Here is a 17,797-nt window from a genome sequence, read left to right on the forward strand (position 1 = left end):
GCGTGGCGCAGGAGGATCCAGACCTCGCCCTGGCCCGCGCCTGCGTGGCGAGCGATCCCGAGGCCGATCCCGGCGAAGACGGCGACGATCCCTGGTGGCGCCTGACCGAGCGGGTCTGGGACGATCCGGCCGCTGGCCTGAAGGTGGTCCTGGCGATCTGCGACCTCACCGACGACATCGAGGTTCTGGCGGTGGTCGGGGCGGGGGCGGTCGAGGAGTTGCTGGTCAAGCATCCCGCCGAGAGCCTCGAGCCGATCCTGGCGGCGGCCGACCGCTCGCCCGCTTTCCGCAAGGCCTTCCGGTGCGTGTGGACCGCGGGCATGGCGCCCGAAGTGAAGAGCCGCGTGGACGCCGCCCTGGCGGCCTATGGCGGGAACCTCTAGCCGACCGGCTTGCCGCGCAGCATCCGATCCACCCGCCCGGCCAGGTCGGCGACGGCGAAGGGCTTGGTCAGCACCTCCATGCCGGGCTGGATGTGGCCGTGGTTCAGCACCGCGTTCTCGGCGTAGCCGGTGATGAACAGCACCTTCAAGTCGGGGCGCATCACGCGGGCGGCGTCGGCCACCTGGCGTCCGTTCAGCCCGCCGGGCAGGCCCACGTCGGTGATCAGCAGGTCGATCCGGGTCCCCGACTCCAGGATCTTCAGGCCCGTGGGGCCGTCGGCCGCCTCGGCGCAGGCGTAGCCCAGCTCGCCCAGGGCGTCGACGATCAGCATGCGGATGGTCGGCTCGTCGTCCACCACCAGCACCGTCTCGCCGGCGCTGTGCGGGGCGAAGGTCGTGGTCGGATGAGTGTCCTCGATCTCCTCCTCGCCGAAATGGCGCGGCAGGTAGATGCAGACCATCGTGCCCTGGCCCAGCTCGGAATAGATCCGCACATGGCCGTGCGACTGCTTGGCGAAGCCGTAGACCATCGACAGGCCAAGGCCCGTGCCTTCGCCGATCGGCTTGGTGGTGAAGAAGGGGTCGAACACCCGCTCCTGGATGGCCTTGTCGATCCCCACGCCGGTGTCGCTGACGCAGACGGTGACGTACTGGCCCGGCTCCATGCCGCGCTCGGCGGCGGCGCGGCGGTCCAGCCACTTGTTGCCGGTCTCGATGGTGATGCGTCCGCCGTCGGGCATGGCGTCCCGGGCGTTGATGCACAGGTTCAGCAGGGCGTTTTCCAGCTGGTTGGCGTCGACCAGGGTCGGCCACAGCCCGCCGGCGGCGACGGTCTCCACCGCGATCGACGGACCGGCCGTGCGCCGCACCAGGTCGACCAGTTCGGCCATCAGCCGATTGATGACGATAGGCTTGGGCGACAGGGTCTGGCGGCGCGAGAAGGCCAGCAGGCGGTGGGTGAGGGCGGCCGCCCGGCGGGCCGCGCCCTGGCCGGCCGCCAGATAGCGCTCGACCTCGTGCGTGCGGCCCTGCGACAGGCGCGTGCCGATCATCTCGAACGAGCCGGATATGCCCGACAGCAGGTTGTTGAAGTCGTGCGCCAGGCCGCCGGTCAGCTGGCCGACCGCCTCCATCTTCTGAGCCTGCCTCAGGCCGTCCTCGGCCTCGCGCAGCCGCTCCTGTTCGCGCAGGCGCTCGGTGACGTCGTAGACGAACTGATAGGCGCCGACCCGCTCGCCCCGGTCGTCGCGCAGGACGCTGAACCGCATTTCGTAGAAGCGGCGGTCGCGGCCGGGATCGCCGAACTCGCCGATCTCGACGAACTCCTCGCCGGCCAGGGCGCGGCCCCAGACGGCCTGCACCTGGGCCCGGTTTTCCGGCTGGTCGGCCAGCAGGTCCAGCATGCTGTCGCCGACCTTCGGCCGGGGGCCGAAGATCCGCTCGAACTCGGACGCCGCCGCGCCGTTGACGGCCAGCCAGCGGAAGTCCTGGTCGACCACCTGGACGAAGGCGCTGGCGCCCTCGACGATGTCGGCCAGGATCCGGCGCTCGGCAAGGGCTTCGGCCACCCGCGCTTCCAGCGTCTCGTTCATCCGGCGCAGGGCCAGTTCGGCCCGCCGACGCTCGGTGACGTCCTGGAACAGCACCGCCACCTGCTTGCGGCTGGGCGGCTCGATGCGGAAGGCCGACAGCGACAGGTGACGGCCGGTGGCGACCAGTTCCTGCTCGAAGCGGATCGGCTCGCCCGTGGCCAGGACCGCGCCGTAGCGCGCCACCCAGCTGTCGGCCTCTTCGCCGACCATCTCGCGCACCTTCTGGCCCACCACCTCGGGAATGCCGGCGTGGCGGGTGTAGGCGGGGTTGGCGTCGACGTGGATGTAATCGCTGAGCGGGCCGTGGGGGCCGTCGAAGAACTCGATGACGCAGAAGCCTTCGTCCATCGAGTCGAACAGGGTGCGGTACTGCTGGGCGGTCTCTTCGCGTTTGCGCAGGGCCAGCCGAAGGTCCAGCTGGCTCATCACCTGGCGGGCCAGGACCTGGAGGGTGCGCTGCTGCAGCGGCGTGAGCGCCTTGGGCTGGGTGTCCAGGACGCACAGGGTGCCGATCGGCAGGCCGTCCGGGGTCTTCAGCAGCGCTCCGGCGTAGAACCGCAGACCCGGCTCGCCCGTCACCAGCGGGTTGTGGTCGAACCGGGGATCCTGGGCGGCGTCGGGCACCAGGAGGAAGTCCTCCTCCAGGATCGCCTTGGCGCAGAACGAGGTCTCCAGCGGCGTCTCGCGCACGCCCAGCCCGACCTCGGCCTTGAAGAACTGGCGGCCCCCGTCGATCAGATTGACCACGGCGATGGGGGTTTCGCAGATCTCGGCCGCCAATTGGGCGATCTCGTCGAAGGCCGTCTCGCGCGGCGTGTCGAGGACCTCATAGGCGTACAGCGCCTCGAGGCGGCGCGTTTCGCGATCCGGCTGATCGGTGTCCTTCATCGTGATTTCGACACTTGCCCCAAGCCTCGACCGGCATGCCGACGCTATAACCCGCATGCCGCCCCCGGGCTATGACGCATAGCGTGGCAATGGGTTCCCGAAGATCGCGCGGGATCTACCCGGCTTCCAGCTGCTCGCCCGCCGCCGCCTGCCGGAGGATGTGCGACAGCTCCTCGACGGAATACGGCTTGTGCAGCAGCGGAAAGCCGTGATGGGCGTCGGTCGCCAGCACGTGGCTGTAGCCGCTGGTCAGCACCACCGGCAGGTCGGGCCAGCGTTCCTTGATGATCCGCGCCAGCTCCACGCCGCCAATACCGGGCATGACGACGTCGCTGAACACCATGTTGAACGACGGCGCCTGCTCCAGGCGCGACAGGGCGTCCATCGCATTGGCGGTCAGCTCGGTGCGGTAGCCCAGGTCCTGCAGAAGCTGAGTGGCGAACTCGCCGATCGCGGCGTTGTCCTCGACCACCAGCACGCGGCCCTCGTGCTGGCTGCGGACCGAGAGGCGCGGACGCGGGACCGGCGCCTCGGCCTGGCGTGTCCGAGGCAGGTAGAGGGTGAAGGTCGAGCCGAGGCCCAGGCGGCTTTCCACCGCGACGTCGCCGCCGGACTGCTTGGCGAAGCCGTAGACCTGGCTGAGGCCCAGGCCCGTGCCCCGTCCCACCTCCTTGGTGGTGAAGAAGGGCTCGAAGATCCGGGCCAGGTCGTCCTCGGGGATGCCCGCGCCGCCGTCGACCACGGCGACGGTGACGAAGTCGCCCGGGCTGGCCCCATGGCCGCGCAGCGCCGGGATCGCGCCGGCCACGTCGATGCGCACCGTCAGCGCGCCTTCGCCGTCCATGGCGTCGCGCGCGTTGATCGCCAGGTTGATCAGGGCCGTCTCGAACTGGTTGATGTCGGACTCGACGAAGCCGTCCTCGCACCGGATCTGGGTGTCCAGCCGGACCCGAGCCCCCAGGATCGAGCGCAGCATGTCGCCCAGGGCTTCGACCTTGGCGGCGACGTTGAAGCGTTCGGGCTTCAGGGCCTGGCGACGCGAGAACGACAGCAGCTGGCTGGTCAGCTTGGCGGCCCGATCGGCGGTGTCGGAGATGGCGTCCACATAGCGGCGCCGCCGTTCGGCCGGCAGGTCGCGGCTGCGCAGCAGGTCGGCGGACGAGCGGATGACGGTCAGCAGGTTGTTGAAGTCGTGGGCCACCCCGCCGGTCAGCTGGCCGATCGCCTCCATCTTCTGGGCGTGGCGCAGGGCTTCCTCGGCCGTCTTGAGGGCCTCGGCCTGCTTCTTCTCCTCGGTGATGTCGCGGCCGTAGCCGTAGATCAGCCCGTCCTCGAAGGCGGTGTTCCACGAGATCCAGCGCTGCCCGCCGTCCAGCGTGCGATAGCGGTTCTCGAACCCGGTGACCTGGGGGCCGTGGAGGATCCCGTCGAGCGTGCGGTCGGTGATGGCTGCGTCTTCGGGTATGACGAAGTCGGCTATCCGCCGGCCGACGACGTCCTCGATGCGATGGCCCAGGATCCGGGTCCAGGCGGGGCTGACCGACTGGAAGCGTCCGTCGCCGTCGACCACCACCATCAGGTCGCGGGCGTTGGTCCAGATGCGGTCCGAGCGGCGCCGTTCCTCCTCGACGCTGCGGGCCTGGGCGAACGCGCCGGCCGTGCGGTCGGCGACCAGTGTGGCCAGGTCGTTCAGGCCCTCGTCGTCGCGACGGTGGGGGTTGAGGCCGAGCACCAGCGTCGCCGCCGGTTCGCCGTGCGTCCCGGCGATCGGCATGACCATGTACTCGGTCGGGGGGATCGCCCAGGCGCCGGTGGGGTAGGTCGCCGTGGGCAGGGCGTGCCTGTGCGGATCCGCGCTGGTCGCCTCCAGCGGCCAGGCGCGGCGCAGCAGGTCGCGCCCGTCCTCTGTGGCCGAGCACCCCACCAGACCGCCCAGCGGGTCGCGGACATAGGCCAGGGCGAACGGGAAGTCCTCGGTGTTGGCGGCCAGGGCGTCGCAGACGGCCTGGAGGACGGTGTCCTGGGTCACCGCGCCGATCAGGCATTCGCCCAGGCGACGCACGGTCTCCAGCCGGCGCTCGCTGATGACCCGTTCGGTCTCCTCGGTGACCACGCACATCAGGCCGCGTATGTCGCCCCCATCGCGCAGCGGACTATAGGAGAAGGTGTGGTAGGTCTCCTCGGGATAGCCGTTGCGCTCGAGCAGCAGCAGCAGCGCCTTGTTCCAGGTGGGGCGCCCCTCGCGCACCGAATGGACCTGGGGTTCGACGTCGGCATAGACCTCACGCCACACCTCGCGGAACGGCCGGCCCAGGCTGTCGGGATGCTTGGCGCCCAGGGTCGGGGCGTAGGCGTCGTTGTAGAAGAAGCAGAGGTCGTCGCCCCAGCCCAGCCACATCTCGAAGCGGGATTCCAGCATCATGGCCAGCGGCGCCTTCAGGCCCGCCGGCCATTGATCGGGCGGACCCATCGGGGTCTGGGACCAGTCCGTCTCGCGCATGCGGCGCGCCATGTCGCTGTCGCCCGGGAAGACCTGGGCGAGCGTCTGGCTCATGTCGAGCGGCGTATGGGGCACGAGGTTTCCAGCGACGAGGCGACGAACAGCTCAGCTAGAACGCCGCCTGCCGCAAAAGGCTCCTCGCCTAGGCGCGCACGACTTCGTGCAGGGTCTTCAGCGTTTTCAGCAGACCGGCCGCGTCGTCCAGGGCCAGGCAGCTGGGCGCGTCGCACAGGGCCTCGTCGGGGCGGGGGTGGAACTCCAGGAAGACGCCGTCGGCGCCCGAGGCCACGGCGGCCTTGGCGATGATCGGCACGCCCTCGCGGCGGCCGCCCGTCGAGCCGCCCGCCGTGCGCGGGTCGGCGCCCGGCAGCTGGACGGCGTGGGTGGCGTCGATGGTCACCGGCACGCCCAGGCTCTGCATCGCCGGAATGCCCAGCATGTCGACCACCAGGTTGTTGTAGCCGAACGAGACGCCGCGCTCGCACAGCACGATCTGCAGGTCGGGCGCGGCCTCGCGCGACTTGCTGATGATGTTCTTGCAGTCCCAGGGGGCCAGGAACTGGGCCTTCTTGACGTGCAGCCAGCCGCCCTGGGCCGCCGTGGCGCGCGCGGCGGCCACGATCAGGTCGGTCTGGCGGCACAGGAAGGCGGGGATCTGGACGATGTCGGCCACGGCGGCCACCGGCTCGGCCTGGTCGATCTCGTGGATGTCGGTGCAGATCGGCACGTCCAGCTGGGCCTTCACCTCGGCCAGGATCTTCAAGCCTTCCGTCAGGCCCGGGCCGCGATAGCTGGTGATTGACGAGCGGTTGGCCTTGTCGAAGCTGGCCTTGAACACATAGGGCAGGCCCAGCTCGGCCGTGATGGCCTTCAGCTCGCGCCCGACGGTCAGCGCCAGGTCCAGGTTCTCCAGCACGTTGATGCCGGCGATCACCGCCAGGGGCTGGCCGGCGCCCATGGAGATGTTCCAGCGCTTGAGGGTGACGACGGACATGGCGGGGTCTTTCTGAATTGGGACGGCGAACGGGTCGCTCTATGGCGGCAGCTTATGCCCTAGAGTCTGCCCGGTTTCGACCGGGCAGACTCTAGTTTTGAAGTTGGAGCGTGACGGCCGCCGAAACCGGCATCCACTTTCGGCTGTCACGCTCTCAGTGCGGCGACCGCGTCGAGCGTGGCCGCCGTCAGCGGGGAGGGCAGGGCGTCCAGATCGAACCAGCCCCAGTCGGCCAGGGCGTCGGGCTCCTGGATCGCCGGCTCGCCCACGTAGCCGTCGGCGCGATAGGTCACGGCCACCCAGTGGGCGTCCTGGCCGATCATGTCGGTGACGCAGAGGACCGGCCCGGCCACGACCGTGATTCCCAGCTCCTCCAGGATCTCGCGCTCGGCGCAGGCCCGGCCGCTCTCGCCCCAGTCCAGCTTGCCCCCAGGCTGGCCCCAATGACCGGCCTCGGGCTGGCGCTTGCGCTGGACCAGCAGTATGCGGCCCTGGCCGTCGAGGATCGCCGCGCCGCAGCCGACGCGGGGGCGGGGAGGGGTGTCGTTCACGCGGATCGTCCGGTCACTTGAAGCTTGGCGCGACAGGGCGCACCTTGAACCGACACCTGATACAAGGCGTGACCGATGGCGACCAGCGTCCAGCTTACCGATGATCTTGAAAGCTTCGCCCGCGAGTACGTGGATGCAGGCCGTTACGACACGGTGACGGACGTCGTCCGCTCGGCGCTGAATCTCATGCGCGATGTCGAGCGCCAAAGGGCCGAATTCAACGCTATGTTGGCGGCCGCCACGGCGGAAGCTGATCGCGAAGGCACGTACGCGGCGGAAGACATTTTCGCCGAGATTGATGCAAAGCGCGCCGGCGAGCGGTGAGCCGGGCCGAATTCTCGCCGCTCGCCCGGCGCGATCTGATCGAAGCCGAAGCCTGGATCCATGGTGATCGCCCCAGGGCGGCGGTCGCCTTTCGCTCCGCCGTGTTGCGAGGCGCGCGACTGATCGCCGAGCGACCGCTGAGCGGCGTCGAACGCTTGGACGTCGCCGATGCGCCGCATCGCTTTCTGGTCGTCCAGGGCTTTCCCTATTTGCTGGTCTACAACGCCGATCGTCGTCCACCCCTGATCGTCAGGGTGTTGCATGGAGCCCGCGATCTGCCGTCGCTACTCCATGGTTTGTAGACTCGCCCCCACCGGCCTATATCCCCCTCTCATGACCAACGACGACGTCCTCGACGAATTCCGCGCCGCCGGCGCCCTGCGCGAAGGCCACTTCGTGCTGTCCAGCGGCCTGCACAGCCCCGTCTTCCTGCAGAAGAACCTGGTGTTCATGCGGCCCGAGCGCTGCGAGCGCCTTTGCAAGGCCCTGGCCGAGAAGATCATCGCCACGGTGGGCCAGCCCGACGTGGCGGTGTCGCCGGCCGTGGGCGGGATCATCCCGGGCTACGAGACCGCCCGCCACCTGAACGTCGCCTCGATCTATGTCGAGCGCGAGGGCGGCAGCTTCAAGTTCCGTCGCGGCTTCCACCTGGAGCCCGGCCAGAAGGTCGTGATGGTGGAGGACATCGTCACCACCGGCCTGTCGTCGCGCGAGTGCATCGCCGCGATCCAGGAGGCCGGCGGCGAGGTGATCGCCGCGGCCTGCATCGTCGACCGCTCGGGCGGCAAGGTGGATGTCGGCGTGCCGCTGGTCTCGCTGTGCAGCCTGGAAGTCCCGGCCTATCCGGCCGACGCCCTGCCGCCTGAACTGGCCGCCGTGCCGATCGAGGATCCGGGCAGCCGGCGGCTGAAGGGCTGACGGCGATGCTGCGGCTCGGCGTCAACATCGACCACGTGGCCACGATCCGCAACGCGCGGGGCGCGAGCTATCCCGAGCCCGTGCGGGCCGCCGAGCTGGCCCTGGCGGCCGGCGCCGACGGCATCACCGCCCACCTGCGCGAGGATCGCCGCCACATCAGCGACGCCGACATCGCCCTGCTGACCGACCTTTGCCTCAAGCGCGGCAAGCCGCTGAACTTCGAGATGGCGGTCACCGACGAGATGGTCGGCATCGCCCTGGGCGCCAAGCCGCACGCCGCCTGCCTGGTGCCCGAGCGCCGCGAGGAGGTCACCACCGAGGGCGGCCTGGACGTCGTGAAGGGCGCCGATCGCATCACCGAGGCCACCGCCCGTCTGCGCACGGTCGGCGCGCGGGTGTCGCTGTTCATCGAGGCCGACCCAGCCCAGATCGAGGCGTCGGTGAAGGCCGGCGCCCAGGTGGTGGAGCTGCACACCGGCGCCTATTGCGACGCCGCCCGCGAGGGTCATGCCGACAAGGCCGCCGCCATCTTGCAACGGCTGAAGACCGGCGCCGAGCTGGCCGCGAGCCTGGGCCTGGAAGTCCACGCTGGCCACGGCATCGACTACGCCACGGTCAAGCCGATCGCCGCCATCCCGCAGATCGCCGAGCTGAACATCGGCCACTTCCTGATCGGCGAGGCGATCTTCGTCGGCTTGCCCCAGGCGATGCAGCGGATGCGGGCCCTGATGGATGCCGCCCGGCTGGAGGTGGCGGCGTGATCATCGGCATCGGCTCGGACCTGTGCGACATCCGCCGGATCGAGAAGTCGCTCGAACGCTTCGGCGATCGCTTCACCCACAAGGTCTTCACCGAGATCGAGCGCACGCGCTCCGAGCGCAAGCCCGACCGCGCCTCCAGCTACGCCAAGCGCTTCGCCGCCAAGGAGGCCTGCTCCAAGGCCTTGGGCACCGGCCTGAAGGGCGGGGTGCATCTGGCGGGCATGGGCGTGGTCAACCTGCCGTCGGGCAAGCCCACCATGGCCCTGACCGAGGGCGCGGCCGAGCGCCTGGCGTCGATGACGCCGCCCGGCATGAAGGCGGTGATCCACCTGTCCCTGACCGACGACCATCCCTACGCCCAGGCCTTCGTGATCATCGAAGCCGTGCCCGCCGCCTGAGCCGAGCGCTCCACCTTGGGGCGCAAGGCTTGATCCGGCGACATCGTCCGGTTACGCCAGCAAGCTGAGCTTTGCGTAGGCGTTCCCGGGGGGCGGGCTGTGATTGTCGGTATCGATCTGGGCACGACCAACTGCGCGGTCGCGGTGTGGCGCAACGGCGCGGTCGAGCTGATTCCCAACAGCCTGGGCAAGACCCTGACCCCGTCGGCGGTCAGCATCGACGAGACCGGCGAGGTGCTGGTCGGCCTGCCGGCCCGCGAACGCCAGTCGACCCATCCGGACCGCACCGTCACCGCCTTCAAGCGCCACATGGGCAGCCAGAAGGCGACGCGCCTGGGCAAGCAGACCTTCCTGCCCGAGGAGCTGTCGGCCCTGATGCTGCGGGCGCTGAAGGCCGACGCCGAGGCCTATCTGGGCGAGCCGGTCACCGAGGCGGTGATCACCGTCCCGGCCTATTTCAACGACAAGCAGCGCAAGGCCACCCGGCGCGCGGGGCAACTGGCGGGGCTGAAGGTCGAGCGGCTGATCAACGAGCCGACGGCGGCGGCCCTGGCCTACGGCATCCACGAGCGCGACAAGGAAAGCCGGTTCCTGGTCTTCGACTTGGGCGGCGGCACCTTCGACGTCTCGATCCTGGAGATCTTCGAGGGCGTGATCGAGGTTCGCGCCTCCACCGGCGACAACCGCCTGGGCGGCGAGGACTTCAACGAACTGCTGGTCGAGCGGCTGCGGGCCAAGTTCGCCGGCGAGTGGGGCAAGGCGGCGCGCAACGACGACGCCCTCTACCAGCGCCTGCGCGAGGCGGCCGAGCGGGGACGGCGCGAGTTGTCCGGCGCGCCCGAGGCCACCCTGTCGGTCACCTGGAAGGACCAGACCTATACCGACACCATCACCGCCGAGGCCTTCGAGGGCCTGGCCGAGGGTCTGGTGACGCGGCTGCGCGAGCCGGTGCTGCGTTCGCTGCGCGACAGCGACATCCGCGCCGACGCTCTGGACGAGATCGTGCTGGTGGGCGGCGCCACGCGCATGCCGACGGTGCGCAAGGCCGTGACCCGGATGTTCGGCCGCTTTCCGGCCGCCTCGGTCAATCCCGACGAGGCCATCGCCGTCGGCGCCGCCGTCCAGGCCGGGCTGAAGGCGCGGGACGCCGCGCTGAACGAAGTGGTGGTCACCGACGTCTGCCCGTACACCCTGGGCGTGGACACCGTGGAGTTCGGGGCGGGCGGGGCGCTGCGCGAGGGGCTGTTCTCGCCGATCATCGAGCGCAACACCACCATCCCGACCAGCCGGGTGCAGGTCTATTCGACCGCCCAGGACCACCAGACCATGGTGAAGTTCGGCGTCTACCAGGGCGAGGCGCGCTGGGTGAACGAAAACGTCTATCTGGGCGAGATCCGCGTGCCGGTGCCCAGCCGCCCGCGCGGCGAGGTGGCGATCGACGTGCGCTTCTCCTACGACATCAACGGCCTGCTGGAGGTGGACATTCACGTGCCGCTGACCGGCGAGAAGCGCCAGTTGGTCATCGTCGACAAGGAAGGCGTCAGCACCGATGATCTGGACAAGCGTCGCGCCGAGCTGGCCAAGCTGAAGGTGCACCCGCGCGAGGCCGACGCCAATCGCGCGGCCCTGGCCCGGGCCGGCCGCTGCTACGAGAACTTCACCGGCGAGGCGCGCGACTTCGTGGCCGCCCTGATCAGCCGCTTCGAGGCCGTGCTGGACCGCCAGGACGTGCGGGCGTCCGACGCCGCGCGCGAGGAACTGCTGACCGCGCTCGACGGGCTGGAAGGCCAGAGCTACCTGTGAGCCGGCCGCCCTGGTCGATCCTCGGCTTAGCGGCCGGCGCCGACACCCAGGCGATCCGCCGCGCCTACGCCCAGAAGCTGAAGGTGACCAATCCGGAGGACGATCCGGAAGGTTTCCAGGCCCTGCGCGGGGCCTACGAACACGCGATGGAGCTCAGCCGCCAGCACGCCCGGTGGCGGGAGGAGCGGGAGCAGGCGGACGAGGCGACGACCGCCGAGGATCTGATCGAAGAGCACGTCGCCCTGGCCGATGACGCGCCGCCGATCGCCGAGCAGGAGCCCGAGTCGACGCCGGCGCCCGAGCTCGATCCCAGGGCGGCGATGTTCGCCGAGCATGACCAGGCTTGCCGCGCGCTGGTCTCGATGATCGTGGACCCGCAGGGGCCGGCCGCGCCCTTGCTGCTCAGGGCGGCCCTCAAGCGCGTGCTCGACGCCCGGGCCATGGACGACCTGCGCGTCCACGCCGACACCGAGCGGTGGCTGGCCTATACGCTTCTGCAGCAGGCTCCGCGGGCCGACGCCCTGGTCGCGCCGGCCGTGGCCTATTTCAACTGGCAAAGCCTGGAGTCGCGCCGCGACACGCCTAACGAGATCCTGGCTCTGCTGCATCGCCTGGGCGACCTTGGCCTGCTGGACGAACTGCGTACGCCCCGACACAAGTTCCATGACGCCTACAAGGCCTTCCTGAAGCCGCCCAAGCCCAAGGGCTTGCAGACCTTCGCCACCTATTGGAACGCCGATCGCGTCCGTCTTCTGCTGGAGCGGATGACAGGGCGCCGGGCCTCGATGCTGTCGCTGTTCGATCCGCAGGTGGTCCAGGCCTGGCAGGGTTTCCTCAAGCGTTTCCGTTTCCCGGTTCGTCGCGCGGCCGGCGTCGCGGCCGTGGCGCTCTGCGTCGTCGGCCTGATCCTGGGTGTGATGATCGACGGCGGGTTCTTCATGGAGCCCTACCAGCGCAAGATCCTTCGCACCCAACGCCAGCCGGATCGGGCCGAGGTCTGGGTCGACCTCTGCCGCTACCAAGCGCGAAACGCGCTCGATCTCCAGATCGCCGGAGGCAATTGCGACGCCGCGCTCCTGCGTGATCCTGAGTCGCTGATCGCCTTGGACAGCCGGGCCCAGGTGGACCTGCTGACCGGTCAGTTCGAAGCCGCCCGGAAGGTCTATCTCGACATCCTGACCCGCAGCCCCAACGATCCTCGCGCCCTCTACGGACTGGGGCTGGCGCTGCAGCGCCTGGGGCAGGGGGAAGAGGGCGTGGAACTGCTGCGCCGGGCCAGATCGTTCGATCCCAAGGTCGGCGACGGTTTTGCGCTGACGGGCCTCAAACCCCAGCCCGCCCTGACGGCCGAACAGCTACGGCCGATGCAGCCGTCCGCGTCGGCCATCGAGCCCGACGGGTGGACACGCGCCGGGGGACCCCGCCCGGTCTTCGACAAGGCTCCCGATTGGCGCGTCACGCCTTCCCGGACCGAGATGGAGCGCTACTATCCCAACGACGCGCTGGACGCGGGTGTCGCGGGCGAGGCGACGATCACGTGCCGGGTGCGGACCACCGGAAAGCTGGACGACTGCTACGTCCATAGCGAAGCCCCGTATGACAAGGGGTTCGGCGATGCGGCGCTGAAGCTGGCCAAGACCTTCGAGATGAACCCCGCCCACTATCGCGACGATCTGGTGGACAACGCGCCCGTCACCATTCCGCTCAAGTTCCAGCGTCCCTGAAGCCGGTCCTGTTCTTGCACCCCGCCGCTCGTGCGTCGGTGGGGGCGTCAGAGTGGGACGAGTCATGACCTTCTGGGTGGATGTGCAGGCCAGGGCGCGCGGTTCGCGCCCAGCTTTTCGGTGGGCGGCGCGATCGCGCGGGACCTTGATGCCGTGGCAAAAGCGCCCCATGACCTGGCTGCTGGCGGGCTGGGCCGTGCTCGCCCTGGTGTTGTTGGCGGCCTTCGCCACAATTTAGGCCCCCATTGCACGGTCAAGCTGTCGCCTGGGACGGCGCGCCGCGCTTGCTCCCGTCGTAAAGCCCGTCTAGCTAGGCTCGTCGGGTTCGCCCGACGTCCATTTCGCCGAGAGCCGCGCCGCGCATGACCGACACCGCCGACATCGAGACCCCCGACGAAAAGGGCGGGGCGGTCAACGAGTTCATCGAGATCGTCAAGACGGTGGCCTATGCCCTGGGCATCGCCCTGGTGCTGCGGGTGCTGCTGTTCCAGCCCTTCACGATCCCGTCGGCGTCGATGGAGCCCAACCTGTACCAGGGCGACTACATCATCGTGTCGAAGTTCAGCTACGGCTGGTCCAAGCACTCGATCCCGTTCAGCCCGGGCATCTTCGACGGCCGCATCTTCGGCAAGGCGCCCAAGCGCGGCGACATCGTGGTGTTCAAGCTGCCGCGCGACACCAAGATCGACTACATCAAGCGCCTGATCGGCCTGCCCGGCGACCAGGTCCAGGTGCGTGGCGGCGTGGTCTATATCAACGGCAAGCCGCTGGACCGCAAGCCGCTGGCCCCGGCCATGGTCAACACCGGCTACGGCACCATCCGCGCCGACCGCTTCGAAGAGACCAACCCCGAAGGCCGCCAGTACGCCACCCAGGATTATGGCCCCGACAGCGACGCCGACAACACCGGCGTCTATGTGGTGCCCAAAGGCTGCTACTTCTTCATGGGCGACAACCGCGACAACAGCCTGGACAGCCGCTTCGATCCGCAGATGCCGCTGTTCAAGACCGGCTCGGGCGTCTGCGCCTGGGATCCGGGCAACGACCAGTATGTCGGCATGCAGGAAGGCGTCGGCTTCGTGCCGGCCGAGAACCTGGTGGGCCGCGCCCAGCTGATCCTGCTGTCGTGGAACGCCGACGCGCACCTGTTCAAGCCCTGGACCTGGTTCACCGAAGCCCGTCCCAGCCGCTTCTTCCGCGTTCTGAAATGACAGACCGGCGCGCCGTCGCCGTCGGCGACCTGGAGCGCCGGATCGGTCACACCTTCCAGGACCGCCAGTTGCTGGAGTTGGCCCTGACCCACGCCAGCGTGGGCGACGGGGCCAAGACCAAGCTCGGCGACAACGAGGTGCTGGAGTTCATCGGCGACCGCGTGCTGGGCCTGCTGGCCGCCGAGGCCCTGGCCGAGCGCTTCCCCAAGGCCAAGGAAGGCGAACTGGCCCCGCGCCTGAACGCCCTGGTCAGCCGCGAGACTTGTGCGAGAGTCGCCCGCGCAGCGCAGTTGGGTCCTGCGCTGCGGCTGTCGGCCTCGTCCAGCAAGATCGGCGGCCGCGAGACCGACTCGATCCTGGCCGGCGCCGCCGAGGCGCTGATGGCGGCTCTCTATCGCGACGGCGGGTTGGAGGCGGCCCGGCGGGTGTTCCTGGATCTGTGGTCGGGCGAGTTCGACAAGGCCGCCGAGGGCAAGCCGCGCGATCCCAAGACCGCGCTGCAGGAATGGGCGCAGGGCAAGGGCAAGCCGCTGCCGACCTACCGCGTGCTGGACCGCACGGGTCCGGACCACGCGCCGGTGTTCACGGTCGAGGCGTCCGTGAAGGGCGTCGATCCCGCCATCGCCAAGGGCAAGTCGCGGCAGGAAGCCGAGAAGGCGGCCGCCAAGGCGCTGCTGGAGCGGGAAGGGGCGGGGGTCTGACGCTTGCCCCCACCTGACCGCTTCGCGGTCTGTCCGCCCCCATAGGGGGCGGAGCCAAGCACGCGCAGCTCTTCCCCCTATGGGGGAAGACGATCGCGAAGCGATCCGTAGGGGGCAAGTAGTCGCCCCCGACCTTCATCGGTGCTACACGCACCCGCAATGACTGAAACCACCCCCCAAAACACCCGCGCCGGCTTCGCCGCCATCATCGGCGCTCCGAACGCCGGCAAGTCCACCCTGGTCAACCGCATGGTCGGGGCCAAGGTCTCGATCGTCACCCAGAAGGTCCAGACGACGCGCTTTCCCGTGCGCGGCGTGGCCCTGACCGGCAATACGCAGATCGTCCTCGTCGACACCCCCGGCATCTTCACCCCGCGCCGTCGCCTGGACCGCGCCATGGTGCGCTCGGCCTGGGCCGGCGCCGAGGACAGCGAAGTCGTCGTCCACCTGGTCGACGTGCAGGCCGAACTGGCCGTGCGCGAGCGCCGCGCCACGCCCGGCGAGCACCGCTCCAGCCAGGACGTCCAGACCATCATCGAGGGCATCAAGGCCGCCGGCCGCCAGGTGATCCTGGCGCTCAACAAGATCGACGGCGTCAAGCGCGAGACCCTGCTGGCCGTGACCCAGGAGCTGTTCGGGACCGGCGCCTATTCGGAAGTCTTCATGATCAGCGCCGCCACCGGCGCGGGCGTCGACGACCTGATGGCCAAGCTGGCCTCGCTGATGCCGGAAGGCCCCTGGCTCTATCCGGAAGACCAGACCGCCGACCTGCCGGCCCGCCTGCTGGCCGCCGAGATCACCCGCGAGAAGATCTATCTGCGCGTCCACGAGGAGCTGCCCTACGCCGCTTCTGTGGAGACCACCGCCTTCGAGGAACGCCCCGACGGCAGCGCCCGCATCGAGCAGACCATCTATGTCGAACGCGACGGCCAGCGCGCCATCGTGCTGGGCAAGGGCGGCGAGGTGATCAAGTGGATCGGCAAGGCCTCGCGCGAGGAACTGCAGGAGATCCTCGACCGCAAGATCCACCTGTTCCTGCACGTGAAGGTCAAGGAGAACTGGGCCGAGGAACGCGGCCTGTTCAACGACATGGGCCTGGACTTCGACGTCTAGCCCGTTCGCGTCAGGCGAGCCCGGTAGATCGAGGCGTTCTTGCGGTGCTCTTCATAGGCCGCCGCGTCGCGCTGGCTGGTGAACCACAGGTCGAAGCCGTCGATCTTGGCCAGGCCGCCCAGCGCGGCGATGCCGCCGTCGACCTCGTCGAACAGGGCCTGCTGGTTGTCGAAATCCAGGGTGACGCGCAGGTCGCGGGCGGCGGCGCGCCGGTCGTAGGTGGCCACGCTGTCCTTCGACACCTGCGGCGAGATCTTGCGGGCGGCCACCAGCTTCAGGAAGGCGGCGCGGTTCTGGGCGGCGCGGTCGGCATAGTCGACCTGATAGTCCTTGGACGCCCGGCGGGCGGCCGCGATGCGCGCCTTGGCCTGCTTGCGCTCGATCGCCGAATTCAAAGCGGTGGGGTTCAGCTCCAGGTCGTCGGCCGCCGCCGCCATGGCGGCGTTCAGGCCGGCCTTGGCCTGGGTATCGGCGGCGCGTTCGGCCGCGTCGGCCTTCAGCGTGTCGGCCTGCAGGCCCTTGACGTCGCCGGCCTGGAAGAGGTCGACCTGCTGGCGGGCGAAGGGCGCCAGCATCAGGGTGAAGAACACCACGCCCAGCAGGGTGTTGAAATGCAGCGGGCCGCGCTCGCCGTTCTTCCAGCGCACGAAGCCGAAATAGAGCAGACACCAGACGGCCAGGGCGATGACCGCGGTCGGGACCAGGCTGCGGTTGAACAGGCTCCACACCGTCGAGCCCAGCTCGATCTCGAAGGGCAGGTGTGGCGCGCGCAGGGCTTGCCAGGCGGCGAGGGCGGCGGCGACCGCGATAGCCACGACGAAGGCCGGCCAGGTGGCGGGCGTGCGCGGTTCGGCGCGCGGCGGTCGCGCGGACGGCGTATCGATCATGTTTTCCCCCGAGGGCGCGCACGGCGCCGCTTCCCCGGATTTAGCTAGCAGCGCCGCGCGCGCGGCACAATCTCAAGTGGCGTCGCCCCGAGGCGGGCTTGACTTCGGCGGCGACACCCTGCCTTTGGACCGTGAACGGAACGGGAATATCGTCCCCTGTGAGCAAGATCGAAACCGCCTTCGCGCCGGGCTCGCCAAGTGTCGACCTGTCGGCCGATGAACTGGAAGCGACCCTGCGCGGCGTGCTGGGCCTGCCGGTCGGGGCGGACTGGCGTCCGGTGATCGAGAAGGTCGTCGGCTGGGGGACGCCTGCCTAGATGGAATGGGAAGACGAAGCCTTCGTGCTGTCGGCGCGGATCCACGGCGAGACCGGGGCCATTGTCGAGCTGTTGACCCAGGACCGGGGCAAGTTCGCCGCCCACGTCTCGGGCGCGGCCTCGCGGCGCATGAAGCCGTTCCTGCAGGCCGGCGCCAAGGTGATCGCCCGCTACCGCGCCCGGGTCAGCGACCAGCTGGGCGCGGCGACGCTGGAGCCGATGGGCGAGGGGCCTTCGTCGCTGTTCGACGAGCCTCTGGCCCTCTCCGGACTTTCGGCCGCCGCCTCGGTGGCCGCCGGCGCTTTGCCCGAGCGCGAGGCCCATCCCGGCGCCTTCCATGCGCTTGAGGCCCTGATCGCCGCCCTGGCCATTCCCGCCATCTGGCCGGCCGTCTATGTGCGGTTCGAGGCCGGACTGCTGCAGGACCTTGGCTTCGGCCTGGACCTCTCCAGATGCGCCGCCACCGGCTCGCTGGACGACCTGGCCTATGTCAGCCCGCGCACCGGCCGAGCGGTCAGTCGCGAGGCGGGACGGCCCTATCACGACAAGCTTCTGCCCCTGCCGCCGTTCATGCTGTCGGCCCAGGGCGGCCTGGCCGAGGGCGACGTCAAGGCGGGGCTGGACATCACCGGCCACTTCCTCGAGCAGTTCGTGTTCGGCCCGCTGAATCGCCCCTTGCCGCCGGCGAGGGTGTGGCTGCTGGACCGGCTGGGCGAGGCGGGGCGGCTGTAG

Annotated in this window: 17 protein-coding genes and 2 pseudogenes; 13 read left to right on the forward strand and 6 right to left on the reverse strand. The window is 69.6% G+C overall.

What is annotated here, in order from left to right:
* The first annotated feature begins 2 nt into the window (after positions 1-2).
* On the forward strand, positions 3-383 hold the full coding sequence (locus tag AC07OA_RS16395; protein ID WP_494664876.1) for a DUF6869 domain-containing protein: 381 nt from the start codon (positions 3-5) through the stop codon (positions 381-383).
* Here AC07OA_RS16395 and AC07OA_RS16400 read toward each other — a convergent pair.
* The 5 genes and pseudogenes from AC07OA_RS16400 to AC07OA_RS16420 all read right to left on the reverse strand — a co-directional run bounded on the left by AC07OA_RS16400 (position 380) and on the right by AC07OA_RS16420 (position 6,908).
* A complete protein-coding gene (locus AC07OA_RS16400) occupies positions 380-1,975 on the reverse strand; it encodes a PAS domain-containing sensor histidine kinase (protein WP_494664988.1) in 1,596 nt (531 codons plus the stop codon). The genes AC07OA_RS16395 and AC07OA_RS16400 overlap by 4 nt on opposite strands.
* A 33-nt stretch (positions 1,976-2,008) precedes the next feature.
* Positions 2,009-2,920 (reverse strand): annotated as a pseudogene (locus tag AC07OA_RS16405) (GAF domain-containing protein); the annotation flags it as partial.
* Between the two features lie 58 nt (positions 2,921-2,978).
* Positions 2,979-5,438: a PAS domain-containing protein gene (locus AC07OA_RS16410; RefSeq protein WP_494664877.1), complete on the reverse strand. Its 2,460-nt coding sequence runs from the start codon at positions 5,436-5,438 to the stop codon at positions 2,979-2,981.
* A 67-nt stretch (positions 5,439-5,505) separates the two neighbouring features.
* The gene (gene kdsA / locus AC07OA_RS16415) at positions 5,506-6,357 is read right to left on the reverse strand and encodes a 3-deoxy-8-phosphooctulonate synthase (protein ID WP_494664878.1); all 852 of its coding nucleotides are present in this window, start codon (positions 6,355-6,357) and stop codon (positions 5,506-5,508) included.
* 146 nt (positions 6,358-6,503) lie between these two features.
* Positions 6,504-6,908, reverse strand: coding sequence for an NUDIX domain-containing protein (locus AC07OA_RS16420; protein ID WP_494664879.1), 405 nt, complete (start codon positions 6,906-6,908; stop codon positions 6,504-6,506).
* 75 nt (positions 6,909-6,983) lie between these two features.
* Between AC07OA_RS16420 and AC07OA_RS16425 the strand changes: the two genes are divergently transcribed.
* The 10 genes from AC07OA_RS16425 to era all read left to right on the forward strand — a co-directional run bounded on the left by AC07OA_RS16425 (position 6,984) and on the right by era (position 15,861).
* On the forward strand, positions 6,984-7,232 hold the full coding sequence (locus AC07OA_RS16425) for a type II toxin-antitoxin system ParD family antitoxin (RefSeq protein WP_494664880.1): 249 nt from the start codon (positions 6,984-6,986) through the stop codon (positions 7,230-7,232).
* The gene (locus AC07OA_RS16430) at positions 7,229-7,534 is read left to right on the forward strand and encodes a type II toxin-antitoxin system RelE/ParE family toxin (RefSeq protein ID WP_494664881.1); all 306 of its coding nucleotides are present in this window, start codon (positions 7,229-7,231) and stop codon (positions 7,532-7,534) included. Before AC07OA_RS16425 ends, AC07OA_RS16430 begins: the two co-directional genes overlap by 4 nt.
* 31 nt (positions 7,535-7,565) lie before the next feature.
* Complete coding sequence (pyrE, locus tag AC07OA_RS16435; protein WP_494664882.1) at positions 7,566-8,150, forward strand: orotate phosphoribosyltransferase; 585 nt, start codon at positions 7,566-7,568, stop codon at positions 8,148-8,150.
* Between the two features lie 5 nt (positions 8,151-8,155).
* Positions 8,156-8,911, forward strand: a complete 756-nt coding sequence (locus tag AC07OA_RS16440) for a pyridoxine 5'-phosphate synthase (RefSeq protein WP_494664883.1) — start codon at positions 8,156-8,158, stop codon at positions 8,909-8,911.
* Positions 8,908-9,309: a holo-ACP synthase gene (gene acpS / locus AC07OA_RS16445; protein ID WP_494664884.1), complete on the forward strand. Its 402-nt coding sequence runs from the start codon at positions 8,908-8,910 to the stop codon at positions 9,307-9,309. Before AC07OA_RS16440 ends, acpS begins: the two co-directional genes overlap by 4 nt.
* A 99-nt stretch (positions 9,310-9,408) precedes the next feature.
* On the forward strand, positions 9,409-11,112 hold the full coding sequence (locus tag AC07OA_RS16450) for an Hsp70 family protein (protein ID WP_494664885.1): 1,704 nt from the start codon (positions 9,409-9,411) through the stop codon (positions 11,110-11,112).
* A complete protein-coding gene (locus AC07OA_RS16455; protein WP_494664886.1) occupies positions 11,109-12,836 on the forward strand; it encodes a J domain-containing protein in 1,728 nt (575 codons plus the stop codon). The genes AC07OA_RS16450 and AC07OA_RS16455 overlap by 4 nt, the downstream gene beginning before the upstream one ends.
* A 362-nt stretch (positions 12,837-13,198) precedes the next feature.
* Positions 13,199-14,047: a signal peptidase I gene (lepB, locus tag AC07OA_RS16460; RefSeq protein ID WP_494664887.1), complete on the forward strand. Its 849-nt coding sequence runs from the start codon at positions 13,199-13,201 to the stop codon at positions 14,045-14,047.
* Entirely contained in the window at positions 14,044-14,748 is a 705-nt protein-coding gene (rnc, locus tag AC07OA_RS16465) for a ribonuclease III (RefSeq protein WP_494664888.1), read from the forward strand. Before lepB ends, rnc begins: the two co-directional genes overlap by 4 nt.
* Positions 14,749-14,907: 159 nt before the next feature.
* A complete protein-coding gene (gene era / locus AC07OA_RS16470; RefSeq protein ID WP_494664889.1) occupies positions 14,908-15,861 on the forward strand; it encodes a GTPase Era in 954 nt (317 codons plus the stop codon).
* Here the strand turns inward: era and AC07OA_RS16475 are convergent.
* Positions 15,858-16,748 (reverse strand): hypothetical protein, encoded by an 891-nt coding sequence (locus tag AC07OA_RS16475; RefSeq protein ID WP_494664890.1) that lies wholly within the window; start codon positions 16,746-16,748, stop codon positions 15,858-15,860. The two genes, era and AC07OA_RS16475, sit on opposite strands and share 4 nt — an antisense overlap.
* A gap of 203 nt (positions 16,749-16,951) precedes the next feature.
* Here AC07OA_RS16475 and AC07OA_RS16480 point away from each other — a divergent pair.
* Positions 16,952-17,065: pseudogene (locus AC07OA_RS16480) on the forward strand (arylamine N-acetyltransferase family protein); the annotation flags it as partial.
* Positions 17,066-17,797 carry a DNA repair protein RecO gene (recO, locus tag AC07OA_RS16485; RefSeq protein ID WP_494664891.1) on the forward strand — a complete coding sequence of 244 codons (732 nt, stop codon included), beginning with the start codon at positions 17,066-17,068 and terminating at the stop codon, positions 17,795-17,797. It begins immediately after the preceding pseudogene.

The sequence above is a fragment of the Caulobacter sp. GW821-FHT09B08 genome (assembly GCF_059418225.1).